We start from the raw sequence: 18,502 nt of genomic DNA, 5'->3' as shown, positions 1-18,502 counted from the left end.
TAGGTCGGGGCAGTGGCGGCTTCTAGGCGGGCGGCTGGGGGCGGCCGGCGGAACGTCGGGCGAGGTAGACCTTCCGTACGGTCACTGCTAAGACGCCGCAGAAGATGACCACGAGCACCGCCTGGGACACCGGCCGGGCCATGGTGGCGGGGGCCAGGAGAGCAAAGGCATCGAATCCGGCGATCAGGAGCAGTGCCAACGTGGAGATCACCTTGTCACGGGCCATGGAGGAACCTTCCTTCACGAGTGGTGGGGAAGAACGCGAGGTGGGGGATCGTGGTCCGAGGCGGTCAAGCGGTCGAACGGTGACCGGCCGTTGACGCGTCGGCGGCGGACCCTCCGCCGGTGCCAGAGCACGGCGGTCACGAAGACGCTCGGCCCCAGCACGAACGAGTACCGCAACGATGATCGGGATGGGGACGCCTTCGGGAGAGGCGATGATCCAGCCGACGAAGCCGACGTGAGGAACAGCGGTAAGAGCACGATCAAGTGATGGCGTCGCATCGCGGTTTTCCGATTCGCCGAGACCATCCAAGGCCCTTAGCCGGGCGAGGCGAGCCGGCTACACAGGGGCGCGGAACAAGTCCTCCATCTGTGTCGCAGTGGGATGGCGATCGAGATGGCACCACACGAGCCGGAAGCCGCTTCCGGACATCCGGTAGCTTCCCCACCGGCCACGCGACACGATCTCCACGATCGCGAGCCCCCGCCCCCGCTCGGAGTCCACGTCTGGTACCTGTAACGGGATGCGTGCGGGCATCGAGGAGCGTGACCCCGGATCGGTCACCGCCAGCCGGAGGACAAGCGCGTCCTGAGACAGCCTGAGCATGATCTCATCACCGGAACTCTCACCGGTACCGGCGGTGTCGGCGTACTTGACGGCGTTCGTCACCAGTTCCGATGCCGCCAGAATGGCGATCTCCCGAGCGGCATGAGCGCCCCCCAACCAATCGTTGATCGCCTCTCGGGCCAGAGAAGGCGCCCGAACGCTGCAGGCCATTTGGATGATGCCGAGCTCTTCGAATTTGGTTGGTGGAGATGTGTGATAGATCACCGGATTCGCCTCGCTACTTCCCGATCCTCGGCTGCTTCTTTATGTGAAGAATGCTCGCAATGATTAACACGTCTGCTCGCCGCTTCGTGTGCCTGGTCGGCGTGGTCCAAGCGACCTGAGGAGACCATCCCAGAAAATCCCTGCACCAGAGGCCTAATGCAAAACACTTCCCAGGCACGAACCAGGTGTGCTACTACACATGCCTGTGTATTTCTCGTGTGTTCTCGGGAAGGAGAGTGCTCTACCTTGGAAAACGCCGAGCCGGAACCCCAGCTGAAAGCGCCGGGAGTTGAATTCGGCGCCCATCTTCGTGAATCACGCATCGCCGCAGGGAAGCGGCAAAAAGAACTTGCTGCAATGCTCGGCTGGTCGGTGTCGAAGATCAGCATGGTCGAGCGTGGAGAACGTCCGGCGCATGAAGACTTCGTCCGCGCCGCCGACTCCGCACTTGGAGCAGGGGGCGGGCTGCTGGCCCACTGGCGAGAGACCGTCGAATACGCCACCCGATGGCCCGTCTGGCTGGCTCAACTGGCGGAGATTGAACAGCAGGCGGACACTCTGCAAACCTGGCAGCCACTGATCGTCCCTGGCTTGCTCCAGACCCCGGAGTATGCACGAGCCATCTTCAGGGGCAGGCCTGCCATCACCCCTGACGAGGTCGAACAGAATGTCGCTGCACGCATGGAACGCCAGCGTGTACTTCAGCGTGACAGGGGGCCTACTCTATGGGCGATAGTGGATGAAGGAGTCCTGACCCGACCGACCGGCAGTGAGGCGGTGATGGCCGAGCAGTTGGCTCACTTGGCTGCCCTGGACGAGGATCCCCGTATCAACATCCGCGTGCTCCCGCACAGCTCCTGGCTGACCACCGGACTACAAGGAGCTTTCATTCTCGCCGGCGGACCAGGGATGCCAGATATGGTCTACCTCGAGTCGATCACCATTGGCCAGATCACTGCCGACAGCGCACGCGTCCGCGAGGTCAGGCTGAAGTACGAGATGCTGCACAACGAAGCCCTGCCCCGTCGGGCTTCGCTGCAGCTCATAAGGGAGATGGCAGAAAAATGGACGAACTGACCGAAGAGCTTCTCAAGAACGCTGAATGGCGCAAGGCCGCCCGCTCTGGCGATAGCGGTGACTGCTTGGAAGTGGCTCCCCTGCCTGACGGCCGCGTGGGTTTGCGCGATACGGAGCGCCTCGATCTCGCTCCGTACGTGGTCTCACCGTCGGTCTGGGCCGCGTTCATCGATGGTGCGAAGAAGGGCGAGTTCGACTTCTAGGACGTGCCGTCACGGAGGAAGGGCGAAGGATCTTCGGCGCTCCGAAGGCCCTTCGCCCTTATGCGCGATCGCGGCGGTGTTCGCCGGACCGCGTAAGCAAGTAAGAGCGGTGGCCGTTTCAGTGCCGTAGCCGGGACTGGGTTTCGATCGGTGTCATAGACGGAGAAGTCCTCATCTGTGCTTACTGGGTCGCACCTGGATAACCTGAACTCTCCGTGAGCCGTGTCGCGTTCTGGCCTGGCTCGGACGCCGGAATCGTTGAGCCTTGCTGATTAGTCGGCGGTGTAACCAGGGGGCTCTTGCTCTGGTGGCGCTTGTCGCGGACATAGACAATCGCCGGTTTTCCGTCGCTGGGGGTGCGGCGGTCCAGCTCGAACAGCGTCGTTGCGGCGATCAGGTCGCTGAGTTTGGCGTAGCCGTAGGTGCGGGCGTCGAAGTCCGGTCGTTGTTTGGTGATGAAGTGCCCGACGTTGGCCACGCCTGCCCATCTGTCATCGTCGGAGTATGCCTGTAAAGCGTTGCGCAGGAGGTTTACCAGCACGGTGTCGCCTTTGAGCTTCGCGGCCGAGGCGCGCGGAAGCGGCGTGGCGGGTGTGCCGGTGAGCAGGGCGGAGGTGGAGGTGAGGTTCTCCAGGTAAATGAACTTGTCGCACGCCGCGACGAACGGCTTGGGTGTCTTGCGTTCGCCGAACCCGTATACCGTCAGGCCTGACTCGCGAATGCGGGCTGCCAGGCGGGTGAAGTCGCTGTCGCTGGAGATGAGGCAGAACCCGTCGAAGCGCCCGGTGTAGAGCAGGTCCATCGCGTCGATGACCAGCGCTGTGTCGGTGGCGTTCTTGCCGGGAGCTCACCACCCAGGTGAGCCTCTTGCGGCAGCTCCTGGCTCCTGCCGCGATCGGTGTCCGATGCGATCAGGACCGCGTCGAGCTGGTGTGCGAGGCCACGCTGAGCCAGGCAGGGGAGCGAGACCTCATCGACGCCCGTCTCGAGGCCGCCGATCTGGACTACCAGGATGCTCCCTTGGTGCTCACCGCTGTCCGCGCCCACCTCCAAGGCCCCCACCCGGGGCCGCCGCTGGTGGCGTGGGAAGCAGCCGAACCTCTGGCCGAGGCAGGAGCGATCGAGGAGCCGGGGCCGTATGCGGCCGGCAAGCTCGTCCGCCTGCACCCGCACCCCGACCTTCTGTACGCGCTGGGGTTCGCCGACAGGCCGTGCCGGCGGAGCAGACGCCGGTGAGGGGCGCCTCCGGCTGGGAAGGGCAGGGGTTGCACTCGCGGGTGGAAGCCCTGATCGCCACGTGCTACTGGGCCGCGGACGAGAATGTCTTTCCGGCGGCCCGGCTGGCTGAGCTGACCGTCGTGTGGCTGATGCGGAAAAGCAGCAGGACCCGCGTAAACTACCTCACTTGTCTGCGGTCGTGGTGGCAGCACAGCACCGGCCATCCGTTCAAGGTGGATGCCTTCAGCGTGCTCCTGTGGCTGGACCGGCACAGCTACCGGTGGACTCCTGATCGCCCGGCCGCCTCCGCCGTCCAGCATCTGAGTGTGGTGTCCTCGTGGTACAAGTTCATGATCGAGCAAGGGGCGTGCCACGCCAATCCCGCCGGCCAGGTCCGAGCACCCCCGGCCCGGACACCTCGACCATCAGGCCCCGTGCCCGCCCATGTGGTGGACCCGGGCGCCTCTGCGGCGGCCGTCGAAGTGGCCTTCGACCGCACCCGGCGGCTTGACTCGGAGGCGGCGTGGTGCCAGGCCACGGCCATCGCCCTGCTCTTCTACACCGGGATGAGTGTGGAGCAGGTGGCGGCAGCCGATATGCGGGATGTGCTGGGCCGCGACCAGAGCGAGGGGCCGTTAACCTTGTGGACCGGCGAGCAGCCGCCCCGGCCGCGTTCCTTCCAGGAACTCGGCGCCGATCTGTCGGCCGCTCTGCGCGCGTATCTCACGCTGCGTGCCGAGCGGGTGGGCCGCCCTATCGTGCTGCTGTCCGGCCCGTTGCTGGCCGCACCCAAATCCAGGCGCTCGCCACGTGATCGGGTGGTGACCTGCGCACGCATCGACCAGATGGTGCGAACCGCACTGGAGCGCGGCGGCATCGCCCTGCCGCAGCGGGTGAGAACAGTCCTCACTCCGGCGGCGAACGCGGCCGATCCGGTGCCACCGGCGACTCTCCTTACGCCGCCGATCTCCCGATGCACATCGCCGCCAGCCTGACCTCCAACTCGCCGGATACGGGCCGCGCCGGGTCCGGCGCACGCTGGCCTCAGGACTGGGCCGTCCAGCGGTGCGATGCCGCTGAACACATGGGGTCTGGGACGGCCTGCACGCGCTGCTCTTGCGAGCGGTTGGTCGTTACGGACGCCAGAACAGGCGCCAAAGGGTCTCTCGAATCCTGTCGGGGATCGGCTAGATGTGCTGAGCGGAGGAAGTGGCGGCGCGCCATGTCTTACCTGCGACAACCACATAGTGTGGCGAATCGGTGACGTTAAGTGTTTACAGGGAACGGTTATCTCCAGGGGCGGTCCTGTCTGCTCTGGAAGGGAGTACTGATCGTCATGCACCGTCTTCTCCTGGCCCCGACTGTCGCCGCGCTGGCCGCCTCCGCCATGCTTGCCGTCGCGCCGTACGCCGCCGCGCAGGCCGCCGCCCCTCTGCTCGACTGCACTGACGCCCGGACCGGCGCACCGGTGGCCTGTCCGGACCTGACGGAGGGAGGCCGCTCCATCTTCGATCGCCTCCGCCCGCACATCTACTGCCCGCCGGAGGGATGCGGCAGCGCGGGACCGTATGACCCGGCGCTGGCGCGCCCGTCCGTGCTGGAGTGGCAGGACCCCTACAACCCCGGCGCGAACACCCGCTAGGCGCCGTCGCCGCCCTGGAGTCCTCCGGCCGCCCGCCGGGGGCTCGCGGCTGTCAGGGCCCGGGATGCGCGGCCCTGCCACCCCGAGAGAGGACGACGGAGCCCACGCGTGTCGGCCCCGCGCTACACAGGTGGATCGTCGAGCGCACCTTGATGTGGCCGGTGCGCAGCGTCCACTCAGGCCGTCATGGCGTGGCCCGGAGAGCGCCGAGACTCGCCACCGCGCTGCGGCACGCGCTCGCGCTCTCTTGGAAGCTCCACATGTAACTCTTTGTATTACCTGCTGACGTTAAGTGACCAATTGGGCGGGGACGACTAAGGCGGATCGCGACAGAGGGGAGCATCATGACACCGACGAGATGCGACACAGTCCGACGAACGCGGCCGGACACTTGGGCCGCCGGATATGCGACTGTCTGCGGACGTCGAGCCGTGCCTACGCTGTCAGCGTCATCAGCGGGTGCACCGGAGCCTGCCGGACGAAGGTGCGCTGTGTAGCACTTGCAGTGAAGCAGCGGATACGGACGGCCGTCGGCATACATGGACGGTCGCCAGCGATCTCCGTATTTCCGTCCTCGACGTGAAGGGCGACGGTTGATCCCCTGACCCGTTCCCGTATGGATGGGCCATCTGTCACGGCCGACTCGACCGACCGCAGATGTCCTCCCGGCGACCGACCGTTCCGGACGGCGGCAACTGGACTCCGCTGGCACCGTCTCCGCTGATCAGGTCCATCCGTCCGGCGAGGAATGGCCCCGATCCGCACAGGCCGCGCCCGGACACCCCTGCCCGGTGCCACGGCTTCTGCATGCCGTTCTCCGACATCGACGATCACCCGACCTGGACCAGCCTGCCATGACGGTCCCGAAGATCCAGCCGGCGAACCCGCGGCGGAAGGCAGGGTGCGGGCAAACCGCACCAGCCATCTCTGCCTCACCGACCAGGCGATCTCCGCCCCCGGCCGCGACCTGCTCGCCCCTCGCTGGTCCAGCCCCTACGTCACCTACGTCGCCGAATGGAGCAACGGCACATGTCGCCAACAACGCAGACGCCGATCGCAGTGATCGGGATGGGATGCCGGTTCCCCGGAGGGGTGGAGACGCCGACCGGCCTGTGGAATCTCGTCAAACAGGGGCGCAGCACCGTCGGCCCGGTGCCCAAGGGACGGTGGGACACCGAATGGCTGTCGGCCGTGCACGATCCGGAGATGGCCGCCCGCGCCGCCCGTGGATGCTTTCTGGACGGGGACGTGTGGGCGTGGGATCCACAGGCGTTGTCGGTCGCGCCGGCTGAGCAGGCTGCTATCGATCCGCAGTTCCGGCTGATCGCCGAGGTGGCGTGGGAGGCCGTCGAGCACGCCGGGATTCCGGTGGGATCGATCCGTGGCACGCGTACCGGCGTCTACGTGGGCACCTATGCGCCGGACAACCTGCTGCGCGAGGCCCGTCCGGTGGAGGACGCTCCCGACAGCCTGTACCTGTTCGGCAACTTCACCGCTGGCGCGGCCGGGCGGGTCGCCTTCGCGATGGACCTGCGCGGCCCAGTGATGGTGGTGTCCACGCACTGCTCGTCCGGACTGGTCGCGGTGGACACCGCGTGCGCCGCGCTGACCACCGGGGCGTGCGACGCCGCGCTGGCCGGCGGCGTGCTGCTGATGTTGTCCCCGCTCACCCAACTGCTGGAGGCGCCGTGGCTGCTGTCGGCGCGCGGCGCCTGCTTCGCCTTCGACGAGCGCGCCGACGGATACGTACGAGGTGAGGGCGCCGGGATGCTGCTGCTCAAACGGCTGCAGGACGCCCGCGCCGACGGTGACCGGGTGCTGGCGGTGATCCGGGGCTCGGCCGTGAACAACGACGGGCAGTCCACCCGGCTCACCGCGCCGTCCACCATCGTGCAGCAGGAACTGTTCAGGACCGCGCTGCAGCGCGCCGGGATGGACCCGGACGGAGTCGGCCTGGTCGAGGCGCACGGCCCGGGTACGGCGGTAGGCGATCCGATCGAGTACACCTCGATCAACGCGGTGTACGGCCGGGGCCGCGGCCGGTGCGCGCTGGGCTCGATCAAGACGAACATCGGGCACAGCGAACCGGTCTCCGGCATCGCCGGGACCATCAAGGCCGTCCAGGCGCTGCGGCACGGGCGGATCCCGCCCAACCTGAACTTCCGCGCCTGGAACCCGGCGATCCCGCTGGACGAGGAGTCCCGGCTCTTCGTCCCGACCGAACTGATCCCCTGGCCGGTCGCGGAGGGGCCGCGGCAGGCGGCGGTGTGCTCCTACGGCATCACCGGCACCAATGCCCACATCGTGCTGGAACAGGCGCCACCCGTCGGCGGGCCGCCGCGAGCGACCGCTCGTGCCCCGCACCGCCGCGAGGAAGAGACCGCAGCCGATCTCGGGCCGAGCACGGACGACGCGGGCCCTGCCGCGGTTGCGCTGCCGTCGCTGTTCCCATTGTCAGCGTCATCGCAGGCGGCGCTGGGCATGGCCGCCGGCCGCCTCGGCCACTGGCTGGAGCGGCGCCGCGCGGACGGAGACGAGCCCAACCTGGAGGACGTGGCCCACACGCTGGCCCTGCGGCGCGGCCACGCACCCTTCCGGCTGACCGCGGTCGCCCGTGACGCGGGCGAACTCGCCGCGAAGCTGACGTCCTTTGCAGCTGGCGGGGAAGCCGAAGGCCTCGTCACGGGCACGCCCGTGCTGCCGGCCGAGCACCCGGGCCCGGTGTTCGTCTTCACCGGCCAAGGCTCCCAATGGGCGGGCATGGGCCGTACCCTGCTCGCCTCCGAGCCGGCCTTCGCCGACGCCATCGACGTGCTCGAACCGCTGATCGCCGCCGAGAGCGGCTTCTCCCTGCGCCAGGCCCTGCTCGCACCGGACCCGCCCGCGACGGTCGGCCGAATCCAGCCGGTGCTGTTCGGGCTGCAGGTCGCCCTGGCCGAACTGTGGCGCTCCTGGGGCGTACGCCCGGCGGCCGTCATCGGCCATTCGATGGGCGAGGCCGCCGCCGCGGTCGTGGCGGGCGCGCTCACCCCCGCCGAGGGTGCCGCGGTCATCTGTCGCCGCTCAGCACTGCTGGGCACGGTCACCGGCGGCGCGATGGCCTCGGTGCTGCTACCCGCCGAACAGGTGGCGGACGACATCGTCCGAGCCGGCGCCGATCAGGTGTCGGTCGCGGCGATGAACTCTGCCGACTCCACGGTGATCTCCGGAAACCCGGCGCAGATCGGGCTGCTGATCGCCTCGTGGCGGGCGGACGACGTACCCGCCACCGAAGTCAAGGTGGACGTCGCCTCGCACTCGCCGTACATGGACCCGATCCTGGGCCGGCTGGAGAGCGCGCTGAAGGATCTGCGCCCACGCTCGCCCGAGCTGGCCTTCTACTCCACCGTCACCGGCGACCCCCGCCAGAACCGGCCGATGGACGCGAGCTACTGGCGCGACAACCAGCGCCAAGTGGTACGGTTCTCGGCCGCCGCCGACGCCGCGCTGGCCGACGGGCACCGGTTGTTCATCGAGTGCGCCCCGCACCCGCTGGCACTGCGCGCAGTCGCCGACCTCGCCGAGGCCCGGCACGTACGCGACGCCGTGACCGTGCCCACCCTGCGCCGCAACACCGACGACCAGGAGACCTTCCTGACCAACCTGGGCCTGGCGTACTGCGCCGGATTCCCCGTCGAGTGGGCCTCACGATACGCACACGGCGAACTGGCCGAGCTGCCGACCGGGGCGTGGAACCGGAAGCGGCACGGCGGGGACGGCGAACCGTACCGGCTCGTTCTCCCGCACCTGATCGGCGGCCGTCAGCACCCGCTGCTGGGCGGGCACGTGAAGGATCCGCGGCAGCCGCACCTGCACACCTGGCAGACGCCGATCTCACCGCGCCGCCTGCCGTGGCTCGGCGATCATCAGGTGGCCGGGGTGCCGGTGCTGGCCGGCGCGGGCATCGCGGAGATGATGCTGAGCGCCGCCCGCGAGGCGTTGGGGTGCGATCAGGTCGTTCTGCGCGGAGTCATGCTGCTCAGCCCGCTGGTGCTCGACCCCGAGCCGATCGTCACCACCCGTCTCACCATGCGGGAGAACGGCGAGCCCGCCGCCGTGGAGGTGGTCTCCGGCGAAGGGGAGACTCTCCAGGTCCACGCGTACGCCACCGTAGGACCGCTGGACGGGCCACCGCCCGTCGGGACCGCAGCCGCCGGCGAGGACTGGCAGGAGTCGCCGCCGCAGGAGTTGTACGAGCGCCTTCGCGACCGTCACCAGATCTACCACGGGCCCGCGTTCGCCGGGCTGGAACGTACGCGCATCCACCCCCGACAGGACGTGGCGGTGGCGACCTTGCGGCTGGACGACAGCGCCCGCGTCAGCTCGTGGATGATGGCGCTGCACCCGGCGCTGACCGACGAGTTCGTCCAGGCCGCGGCGTCCCTCTGGCTGGCCCGCCAACCCATCAGCCCCGGCCCGGTGGTCGTGGCCGGGTTCGAGGAGATCCGCGTCCACGGCCCCGCCTCGCACGTCCGCCGGGCCCGGGTACGCCTGCACGAGGCCGACGACCTGGCCAGCACCTCGTCCGGGGTGCTGATGAACGCCGACGACACGGTGGTGGCCGAGATCCGCGGCCTGCGCATGGCCAACGTCACCCCGCCCGATCAGCGATACGCCGACCGGCTGTCCCACATCGCCTGGGTACCGGCGAAACCAGCCGGCGACAAGGCGAGCGGACAGGCGGGCCCTAAGGCTCGGACCGAGTCCTGGCTGGTGCTCACCGACAGCGCGGAGGCCGGCACGGCCTGGCCCCGCGAGCTGGCGCAGCAGCTGTCCCGCTTGCTGGCCCAGCCAACACCCGGCCAGGACGCCGGGTGCCGCCTGGCCATCCTGCCGCACAGCCTAGGCACCTCTGGCGCGGGCACCGAGGCCGGCGCCCTCCTGCCCGGCCTGGACGATCTGAGCGGTGTGGTGCTGGCCATGGACGGCTCGACCGGCGGCTCGACCGGCGGCTCGACCGGCGGCTCGACCGGCGGCTCGACCGGCGGCAGGCCCACTGCGCCGCCGCTGGTCGCCCGGAACCGTGTCGCCCGCCTGACAGGGCTCATCCGCTGGCTGGCCGAGCTGCCCAGCCCGCCCCGGTTGTGGATCGCCGCATGCCAGGACGGGGCGACACCCGCCACCGCCGGGCCGCGCGGCGTGCTGCGGACGGCCACCTATGAGCTTCCACGGCTCACCGCCTCGATCATCGACTTCACCCCCGGAACCGATCTGGCCGAGGTGGCGGCCGACATCCTGACGGCGCATCCGGTGGTCGAGATCTCCTGGCGCGACGGCGTACGCCATGTGGCCCACCTGCGCGCCGGCCCTCCGGAGCCGCCCCCCCGTGGCGACGCCGACGCGGCCGAGCCGGCGGACGGCCACCAGGTCAAGGACCGGGATTGGAGCCGGCTGCCCGTCCGCGGCGGATACTCCTACCTGATCTCCGGCGGGCTGACCGGTCTCGGGCTGGCGACCGCCCAGTGGCTGGCCGCTCAGGGAGCAGATCACCTGATCCTCGTCGGCCGCTCGGCTCCCGGTGGCGACGCCGAGAAGACGTTCGCGCGGCTGCGCGAGTCGGGCACCGTCGTGAACGTCGTCCAGGGGGACATCGCCGACAGCACGGTCACGGCCGGCGCGATGGCCGCCGCCGGGGATCGTCCGCTGCGCGGAGTGATCCACGCCGCAGGCGTGGTGCAGGACGCGACCCTGGCCCATGCCGACGAGGATCTCCTGCGCCGGGTGTGGCGCGGCAAGGCCGAAGGCGCCTGGGCCCTGCACGCCGCCACAGCCGACCAGGACCTGGACTTCTTCGTGTTGTACTCCTCCCTCGCCTCCCTCATCGGCTCACCCGGCCAGAGCATGTACGCCGCGGCCAACACCTTCCTGGACGACCTGGCCGACTGGCGAGCCGCCCGCGGACTGCCCGCCACCGCGATCCACTGGGGCGCCTGGGCCGGAACCGGGCGCGGACAGCACCTGGCCGAGCGGGGCTTCGTCATGATCTCTCCCGAGGACGGCACCGACGCGCTGGGCCGCATCCTGGCCGCCGGTCACACCCGGGTCGCCTATTCCCCGATCGAGGCCGGCGCGTACGCCAAGGGCTTCCCTGCCGTGGCAGCCTCCGAACTCCTCGCCGAACTCGGCCGAGCCGGCGACGACGGCGACCGCGCGTTGCTGGAGGAGGTTCTCGCCGCCGAAAGCGACGGCCGGCGCACGTCGCTCATCCAGGAGCACATCATCATGCTCACCCGGCAGATCCTCGGCGGCACCTCCCAGCACATCGGACCCGCCACCAGCCTGGTCATCCTCGGCCTGGACTCCCTCGGCGCAGTGCGGCTACGCGCCCAGCTGGAAAGCTCGCTGAAGACCTCCATCGACCCAGGAGTCATCTGGGTCCGTCCCACCCCGGCCGGTCTCACCGAATGGATCAAGAACCGGATGGGATTCCAGACCGGCGAGGGACTGAAGGCTTGACACACGTGTTTCAGGGGAGGGCCGGCCCGCCCGTCAAGAGGAGATCGATCCATGCCGCACCACCTACCGCTCCCCGATCCGTGGCGGACGTCTCCGCACAGGGAGCACGTGACCGAGTCGGCAGGCGTGTCTCCAGCAGCCTTCACCCGCCTGAGCGCTGACGCGGCCGACACGGCATCCACCCGCTGCCACAGGCGCTTTCTCATGCCCCGCTCGGTGTGGGCGTCGGTGGGCGCGGCATCCCTGGTCGCGCAGGTGCTTCTGTACTCCACGTGGATCGCCGACCAGGGATACCGGCTGGCCACGCCCCGGCCCTCTGACGGATCCCTCTTCCCGCTTATCACCCAGACAGCCGTCTGCGGGATATACGGGGTGATCCTGTTCCTCGGGGGGATCGTCCTGGCCCGGCACCGGCTGAGGATGGGGGTCGCGCTGACGGCCGCGATCGTCTTCGCGCTGTGGCTGGAGCCGCTGGCCAACGTGGCGGGGCTGCTCATCGACTACAACGCCAACGCGATCGGCTCCGCCTCGTCCTGGGCGCCCTACCTGCCGGGCTGGCAGGGGCCTGCCCGCCATCACGCCACGCACCAGCCGTTGACGGTGGCGGTGGCCTTTGCCGGCGGGACCGTCGCCGGAGTCCTGTACGGAGAAGCGCTGATCCTCCACCGGCGCCGGCACATGAGCGCGCGGCGTTTCATCGCACTGCTGGTCCTCAGCAGTGTCGCAGTCGTCAACCTGCAAGATCCGCTGTTCTTCGCACTCGGGTTCATGCGCTATCACAAGGCAATCGACGGCTTCACTCTGTGGCCCGGCACCTGGCACCAGTTCCCGCTGCAGGAGACACTGGCCTTCTCCACTCTGATGATCGGACTCGTCGGCTTCTACTGCTGGCACCGGCTGCATGGTGGCGACTTCCTGCAACCCGCCTCCACCGGTCCCCGCGCACTCCGCCGCGCGATCCCCTTCCTGGCCGTCATCGGCGTCGCGAACTCGGTCATGTTCTGCTACATCGCCATCCTGGTGCTGTGCGGGCTGCCGGCCACGATCACCCCCGCCGAACTCCCCGGCTTCTGGAGCTCCCCGTGACCGCCTCACTTCGCCACGGCGACGCCGTGGTGATCGGGGGAGGTATCGCTGGTCTGCTGGCCGCCCGCGTCCTGGCCGACCATTTCCACCAGGTCACCCTCGTCGAGCAGGACACCTTCCCCGAGTCACCCGAACATCGCCGCGGCGTACCGCAATCCCACCACGTGCACGGGCTGCTCATCGGCGGCCGCGAGACGATCGACGATCTGTTTCCCGGCTTCACCGCCCAACTGATCGCGCACGAGGCGCCGACGTGCGATTTCGGCTCCGAGTTCATCATGCTCTCTGCGGCCGGGTGGGCCGCCCGCCGCCCCTGCGGCCTGCGCGCGGTCGGCGCCAGCCGCGTCCTGGTCGAATGGATCGTCCGCCGCCGGGTCCTGGCACTGCCCAACGTCGTCCTGCGGCAGCAGACCCGGGCATGCGGACTGGTCGGCGACGCGAAAGCCGTGCGGGGTGTCCACGTCCGCAGCCGAGGGCAAGCACAGCGGGGAACACTGCGCGAGCCGTCGAAAGCCGTCCCGCAGGCGGCGGTCGAGGAGGTCCTGCCCGCCGACCTGGTCATCGACGCGGCCGGCCGCGGCTCGCGAACCCCTGCCTGGCTCGGTAGCATCGGCGCCGCAGCGCCGGCCGAGCAGGCCCTCGACCCTCACCTGGGTTACGCCAGCCGCATCTTCGCCATACCGGCCGGGCACGCCGCCGACTGGAAGGCCTGCCACCTCCTGCCCGGCAGAGGCGGCCCGCCCCGCGGAGCCACCGTCATCCCGATCGAGGGCGACCGCTGGATCGTGACCCTGTTCGGCATCGGCTCCGAGCACCCCACAGCCCGCGAGGAGGATTTCCTTCCCTACGCGCGCAGCTTGCCCAGCCCGCTCGTCGCGAACGCCATCAGCGACGCCTGCCCTTTGTCGGAGGTCGTCACCACCCATGCCACCGCCAACCGCCGCCGCCTGCTCACCGCAGGACCGGGCCGGCCGGGCAACCTCCTGCTGATCGGCGACGCCGCCTACTGCTCCAACCCTCTCTACGCCCAAGGCATGACCACCGCGGCGTTCGGTGCGGCCCTCCTCGGTGACTGCCTGAGGGTCGGCCACGGACCCGATAACCTGGCCCGGCGCTACCATCATCGGCTCGCGAGGCAGAACCGTGCCTTTTGGTACATGGCCACCCTCGGCGATCACATGCTGTCCGGGAACACCTCCGGAGTCCCGCCCGCACGGCGACTCGCCGCCCGATACCTGAGCCGCCTGCGGGCAGCGGGCACCCGAGATGCTGAGGTCCACCTGGCCTTCCTCCAGGTCTTCGCCGCCTTGCATAGCCCGCTGGCATTGTGCGCGCCGCCGACGGTCCTGCGTGTTCTCAGAGCACGGCCGCCTCGCCGGGGTCGTGATGAGCCCGTTCCCGTTGACCCCCCGAACAACTCGCGGCAGACCTGAAGCCCTGTCCGGCAAAGGCGATCAAGTAGTTGCCGCGCACCTTGCCAGGGCAGTCTCACCCTCGCGCCTTCGCGACGACGGGCTGCAGACCCCGCACTGAGATCATGACCGGATGGCCGCTGCCGAGACACCGCTTGACGCGCGCCGCAGCGGAGCGCGCCGCTGAGTGCCTGGAGGCGATCGCGAGTCGGCCGCTGTGTTTGCGACGCCATCGCCAAGATCCCCGATCTCAGGAGCAGCGACTCCCACCCGGACAGGCCCCTGCCCACCATGACTGTGCCCAGACCATCATCGACCGACGTCTCGGAAGGCGACGCATGACCATCCGCACGGTCGGACGCTGGCACGCGAAACGCGGACGGCCCGCCTTTCAGAGATGCAGGCCGTCGCGCTGCTAGGAAGGTCAAACGCGGGTCACGTCGAACCTCCAGCCGTTGTCGCGGCGGATTCTGAGCTTGAGCACCCAGCCCAGGTCGTTGCATTGGTCGAAGGGAACAGCGCTTTGGAAGTCGCTGCCTCCAAAAGCCATGTAACGACTGCCGCTCGGACCTGTCATCACGTGAGCGGACGCAGTCTTGGTCGGGCCGTTGGCGATGGTGTACTCGATTTGGCTTCTGCTGGCGTGGAAGATGAACTTGACCTCCCTGCTGCTGTCCATCATGCCTCGGTAGAGGCCGTCGAGTGTGCCGTCGTTGCGACAGGTCCACCGGGCGGATGTCGGCGCGGCAGCGGTGGCCGTGGCCGGAGCAGCTGCCGTCAATGCCGCGCTCGCAGTGAGAACGATGGCCAACGCCGTGTGGCGTATGCGGGAATGCATGTGGCTCCTCGCTGTCGAGGTTCTGTAGGTGCGGACAATTCTTTAATAACACAGAGTAGTTATATTACAACAGAGAGTATTGGAAAGTTGTTTGCGTCCGGCACCTTCGCTGGGAGCCACCACCGGACGGCCGGCGAATGCGCTACACGGGACAAAGAAGATCATCGGGCTGCTGATCTGCAACAAGAGGGGATGAAGCCAAGGCAGCGAGATCGACGGAGACCAAGAGCTCCTGGTTGATCTGCGTGATTTACACGGCGGGCCTTGCGGATCTGTTCACAAGAACTTGCAGTAGATGCGGCACTGCCGGGCGACCTCCTTGTCGGCCGCCGACACCATACGCCGCTGCCTCGACAGATCCCGCGACCGGACCAGGTCCTCACTTGGGCACCATCGCCCGGCCTACCTTCGGACGCTACGTGCTCCTGCGCGAGGAACCTCCGGCGATGGTTATCTTGGGTTCGCAGCCCTTCCCGCAGCTCAACGCGATGTGATCTTGTCAGGCACGCAAGGCAAGTAGGCCGCCTGACGGCCTGGGGCGCCAGCCATCCGGTGACGGAGAGTGCCGAGGGTGCGGAGATCGCCGGAGGCGAGCAGCTACCCTCCTGTGACATCCACGGGTGAGCTGCCCCGTGTCAGGTGACGTCCCATCTCGCGCATTGATCACGAGGGTTGAGGCCGGTGGGTCGGCCGGAGAAGGCGCGGATGCCGGTGGTGCCGTCGCTGTGGTTGACCACCGTGAAGCCTTGCGAACGCAGGCCCTGTGCAGGGTGCGCACGCGGCGGTGCCGCCCTGCACAGGGCCTGGGTGTCTTCGTGCTGGCTTTGCTGTCGCAGGTGGTGACTGCAGATACTGCCCTGGGAGGGGCGGGACGAGGTCAGCCGACGGTGAGGTCGCCGTGGTAGCCGATGCTCTTGGCGCCGCCGAACGGGCCGCCGACGGTGCACTTGAGGCTGCCGCGGAACAGGTCGGCGTGCAGGTGGGCGGAGAACTTCTCGCCGTCGAGGGGGCCGCCGACGACCTGCCCGGACAGGGTCACCTCGCTGGCGATGTTGCTCTCGAAGTTCAGGTCGAGGTCGCTGCGGGCCCTTCTGCCGTCGTTGAGGGTCCAGTCCAGGGTGCCGGTGCCATGGCCGGTGCCGCCGCCGCCGAGTTCGCAGGTGAGCCAGACGCCGCTGAAGTCCGCGGTGAGCTTGGCCTCGTCGATGCCTAGGCCCGTGGAGTCGCGGCAGGAGCCGTTGGCGCCGCGGATCTCGATGTCCTGCTTGAGTGGGACGATCTGCACTCCCGGCTTGAAGTACATGGTGCCGGAGGTGTCGCAGGTGAGGCTTCCGGCGGCGTTGGCGGGTGTGGTGAGGGAAGTGAGGCCGGCGACGGTGATCAGGGTGGCCAGCAGGGCGGCGACGCGGGTGCGGGGGACTGGTGACAAGGCAACTCTCCCTTGGGGGGCTGGCCGGGCGCCGGCGCGATGGCCACGATGCACCCGGGTGGTCTCTCCCACCCTCACGGCTACGCAGAGTAGCGTCAAGGACGCATACTGTTACTGTGAGTGAGGCAAGCCTTGCTGCGGCGTGACGGTCCGAGGCCACGGCGCGACTGGAGGCCCTGGGCTGCTGTGGCGGGTACGGTCATGGCGAACAAGGGAGAAGTCGACGGCGGTATTCGAAGGTGACGCGACCGGCGCAGGGGCGGAGGGCGTCGTGGCCCGCATCGTCGCGGGCCGAAACGGGCGCCGCAGTGCCTCTCGAATCCTGTCGGGGGTCAGTGAGATGTTCCGGGCGGAGGAAGTGAAGGCGCGCCATGCCCTGCCTGCGACGGCAACACAATGTAGCGACTTGGAAACGTTAAGTGTTCACAGGGAGCGGCTATCCCAAGAGGCGGTCCTGTCTGCTCTGGAAAGGGAGTCCTGATCGTCATGCACCACCTTCTCCTGGCCCCGGCTGTCGCCACGCTGGCCGCCGCCCTGCTGGCCGCTGCGCCGTCCGCCGCCGCGCAGGCCACCGCCTCTCCCGCCTGCACGAACGTCCGCACCGGCGCACCGGTGGCCTGCCCGGAGCCAGGCGCCTTTCTCCAGGAGATGGACAGGATGTGCGCACACATGCCGGGAGGATGCCCCAAGCCGGGGGCGTATGACCCGGAGGTGACGCGCCCAGCCGTGATGGAGTGGGAGGACCCCTACAACCCTCACCCCGGGGCGAATCCCCGCAACTAGCGGAAAAGTACGGGCCCGGCGGTCGTTGCTCGTGCAGCAACGCTGAATCAGTCCAAGAGCGAGCCGGACCGCGCCCTCATTCAACGCCGCTTCCCGACAGGAGGAATTGCCCATGCGTATCCCCGCCGCCTTGGCCGCCCTGCTGGCCACCGCTATTGTCCTCGCCGCAGCACCGGTGGCGACAGCCGCGCCGACCGTTCGCCCAGCCCAACCGGCCGGGCGGAGCTGTACCGGCTACTGGACCATGGACATGCCCAACCCCCAGACGGGCGCCACGGACGGATCGGTAACCGTGCCGGACGGCATCACCCACCCCTCGTTCGGCCGATGCATCGACGGATACTGGGGTGGCGGTCAGTCCATCCACATCCCACATCCCCTAGACGACGGGTGGTGAGTCATCGGCGACGATCTGAGCGCCCCCTCCACACAGCCACGCGAGGGCCGTTGTGACCCGGAACTCCCATAGCTCCGGCGAGCCGCCACTCAGTTGATCAGTGGGTACAGCGGCGCGGTGCGGCATGCAAGGCAAGCATGCCGTTTGACGGCCTGGGGCGCCAGCCATCCGGCCCTCGACGCATCCCTTGCCACGGCGCGCACCACCACCCCAACACCCACCCGCGGCGCCTACCCCTTTCCACCGACCGCACCGTCGCCCTGCTTGGCCGAGACAGGGCCTCGCCGACGTCACCGACGCCGAGCATGGCGCCGCGCTCATCGAGCTGTGGGGCCGATGCGCGCCGGCGACCTGGAACCTGCAGACCGACGTGGAACTCTGGCCCTCCTGGAAGAGGCTCGCCGCCGCTCGGATCCGGCCAAGGCCGAACGCCGCGAGGAAAGGGCCGACGAGACCCGCGGGGCGCCAAGGCCGCCCCTCCTCCGGCTGCCGCTCACCCCGCGGGCCGGCTCGGCTACGATCGCGCCCGCGTCCTGCTGGAGAAGGACGCCAGCCTCGATCCGCACCCAGCTGCACCCAGCGCCGCCACCCACCTCGGCGAGGCATGAGGGCCCAGTGAGCACGTCAGACAGGTAGTGGACCTGGCTGACTACTGGCTCAGCGGGTCATCGCCGCCCGCTGAGCCGTTAGGCCTTGTCGTGATTGGCAGCGACTCAACACCGCATATGATCACGCAAGGCCGTCTTGCTGTCCGCGAAACGACCAACCCACCGCTGGTTGCGTCGGTCAGAAGTAGAAACGCTTGTTCACGGGTTCGAGCAACGCCAGCGGCTCAACGGGTTCGGAAATGTCGATGAGATTCAGCAAC

At 68.7% G+C, this 18,502-nt stretch carries 14 protein-coding genes and 1 pseudogene; 9 read left to right on the top strand and 6 right to left on the bottom strand.

Features of this window, described 5'->3' with window-relative positions:
• Window positions 1-22: 22 nt before the first annotated feature.
• Window positions 23-226: a hypothetical protein gene (locus tag ACWCSU_RS28370; protein WP_449938925.1), complete on the bottom strand. Its 204-nt coding sequence runs from the start codon at window positions 224-226 to the stop codon at window positions 23-25.
• A 336-nt stretch (window positions 227-562) separates the two neighbouring features.
• Entirely contained in the window at window positions 563-1,054 is a 492-nt protein-coding gene (locus tag ACWCSU_RS28365; RefSeq protein WP_449938923.1) for an ATP-binding protein, read from the bottom strand.
• Between the two features lie 246 nt (window positions 1,055-1,300).
• On the opposite strand from ACWCSU_RS28365, the gene ACWCSU_RS28360 reads away from it, so the two are divergent.
• Both ACWCSU_RS28360 and ACWCSU_RS28355 read left to right on the top strand, forming a co-directional pair.
• Complete coding sequence (locus ACWCSU_RS28360; RefSeq protein WP_449938920.1) at window positions 1,301-2,131, top strand: helix-turn-helix domain-containing protein; 831 nt, start codon at window positions 1,301-1,303, stop codon at window positions 2,129-2,131.
• A complete protein-coding gene (locus ACWCSU_RS28355) occupies window positions 2,119-2,334 on the top strand; it encodes a DUF397 domain-containing protein (RefSeq protein WP_449938918.1) in 216 nt (71 codons plus the stop codon). Before ACWCSU_RS28360 ends, ACWCSU_RS28355 begins: the two co-directional genes overlap by 13 nt.
• A gap of 181 nt (window positions 2,335-2,515) precedes the next feature.
• On the opposite strand, the gene ACWCSU_RS28350 is transcribed toward ACWCSU_RS28355, so the two are convergent.
• Together ACWCSU_RS28350 and ACWCSU_RS28345 are read right to left on the bottom strand one after the other, a co-directional pair.
• Window positions 2,516-2,875, bottom strand: coding sequence for an OST-HTH/LOTUS domain-containing protein (locus ACWCSU_RS28350; protein ID WP_449939357.1), 360 nt, complete (start codon window positions 2,873-2,875; stop codon window positions 2,516-2,518).
• Window positions 2,876-2,974: 99 nt separating this feature from the next.
• Window positions 2,975-3,163 (bottom strand): annotated as a pseudogene (locus ACWCSU_RS28345) (NYN domain-containing protein); the annotation flags it as partial.
• Between the two features lie 38 nt (window positions 3,164-3,201).
• On the opposite strand from ACWCSU_RS28345, the gene ACWCSU_RS28340 reads away from it, so the two are divergent.
• From ACWCSU_RS28340 to ACWCSU_RS28315, 6 genes are all read left to right on the top strand, one after another.
• On the top strand, window positions 3,202-3,570 hold the full coding sequence (locus ACWCSU_RS28340; protein ID WP_449938916.1) for a hypothetical protein: 369 nt from the start codon (window positions 3,202-3,204) through the stop codon (window positions 3,568-3,570).
• A 41-nt stretch (window positions 3,571-3,611) separates the two neighbouring features.
• Complete coding sequence (locus ACWCSU_RS28335) at window positions 3,612-4,547, top strand: hypothetical protein (RefSeq protein ID WP_449938915.1); 936 nt, start codon at window positions 3,612-3,614, stop codon at window positions 4,545-4,547.
• 341 nt (window positions 4,548-4,888) lie between these two features.
• The gene (locus ACWCSU_RS28330; RefSeq protein WP_449938913.1) at window positions 4,889-5,194 is read left to right on the top strand and encodes a hypothetical protein; all 306 of its coding nucleotides are present in this window, start codon (window positions 4,889-4,891) and stop codon (window positions 5,192-5,194) included.
• Window positions 5,195-6,223: 1,029 nt separating this feature from the next.
• The gene (locus tag ACWCSU_RS28325; RefSeq protein WP_449938911.1) at window positions 6,224-11,689 is read left to right on the top strand and encodes a type I polyketide synthase; all 5,466 of its coding nucleotides are present in this window, start codon (window positions 6,224-6,226) and stop codon (window positions 11,687-11,689) included.
• Between the two features lie 204 nt (window positions 11,690-11,893).
• Complete coding sequence (locus ACWCSU_RS28320; protein ID WP_449938908.1) at window positions 11,894-12,775, top strand: spirocyclase AveC family protein; 882 nt, start codon at window positions 11,894-11,896, stop codon at window positions 12,773-12,775.
• A complete protein-coding gene (locus ACWCSU_RS28315) occupies window positions 12,772-14,208 on the top strand; it encodes an NAD(P)/FAD-dependent oxidoreductase (protein WP_449938906.1) in 1,437 nt (478 codons plus the stop codon). Before ACWCSU_RS28320 ends, ACWCSU_RS28315 begins: the two co-directional genes overlap by 4 nt.
• A gap of 403 nt (window positions 14,209-14,611) precedes the next feature.
• On the opposite strand, the gene ACWCSU_RS28310 is transcribed toward ACWCSU_RS28315, so the two are convergent.
• Both ACWCSU_RS28310 and ACWCSU_RS28305 read right to left on the bottom strand, forming a co-directional pair.
• Window positions 14,612-15,025, bottom strand: coding sequence for a hypothetical protein (locus ACWCSU_RS28310; RefSeq protein ID WP_449938904.1), 414 nt, complete (start codon window positions 15,023-15,025; stop codon window positions 14,612-14,614).
• A gap of 877 nt (window positions 15,026-15,902) precedes the next feature.
• Window positions 15,903-16,454: a hypothetical protein gene (locus tag ACWCSU_RS28305; protein WP_449938901.1), complete on the bottom strand. Its 552-nt coding sequence runs from the start codon at window positions 16,452-16,454 to the stop codon at window positions 15,903-15,905.
• 486 nt (window positions 16,455-16,940) lie between these two features.
• Between ACWCSU_RS28305 and ACWCSU_RS28300 the strand changes: the two genes are divergently transcribed.
• Window positions 16,941-17,237, top strand: a complete 297-nt coding sequence (locus ACWCSU_RS28300; protein WP_449938898.1) for a hypothetical protein — start codon at window positions 16,941-16,943, stop codon at window positions 17,235-17,237.
• Window positions 17,238-18,502: the final 1,265 nt, after the last annotated feature.

This window comes from Nonomuraea sp. NPDC001699 (assembly GCF_053596455.1).
The sequence above is the reverse complement of the archived record's forward strand: the minus strand, read 5'-3'. Positions and strand labels throughout refer to the sequence as shown.

What these genes read in the sequence shown, in the direction of transcription:
- ACWCSU_RS28355 (WP_449938918.1), top strand. Translation starts at nt 2,119, where the DNA reads ATGGACGAACTGACCGAAGAGCTTCTCAAGAACGCTGAATGGCGCAAG.
- ACWCSU_RS28320 (WP_449938908.1), top strand. Translation starts at nt 11,894, where the DNA reads ATGCCCCGCTCGGTGTGGGCGTCGGTGGGCGCGGCATCCCTGGTCGCG.
- ACWCSU_RS28310 (WP_449938904.1), bottom strand. Translation starts at nt 15,025, where the DNA reads ATGCATTCCCGCATACGCCACACGGCGTTGGCCATCGTTCTCACTGCG.
- ACWCSU_RS28330 (WP_449938913.1), top strand. Translation starts at nt 4,889, where the DNA reads ATGCACCGTCTTCTCCTGGCCCCGACTGTCGCCGCGCTGGCCGCCTCC.
- ACWCSU_RS28300 (WP_449938898.1), top strand. Translation starts at nt 16,941, where the DNA reads ATGCACCACCTTCTCCTGGCCCCGGCTGTCGCCACGCTGGCCGCCGCC.
- ACWCSU_RS28370 (WP_449938925.1), bottom strand. Translation starts at nt 226, where the DNA reads ATGGCCCGTGACAAGGTGATCTCCACGTTGGCACTGCTCCTGATCGCC.
- ACWCSU_RS28325 (WP_449938911.1), top strand. Translation starts at nt 6,224, where the DNA reads ATGTCGCCAACAACGCAGACGCCGATCGCAGTGATCGGGATGGGATGC.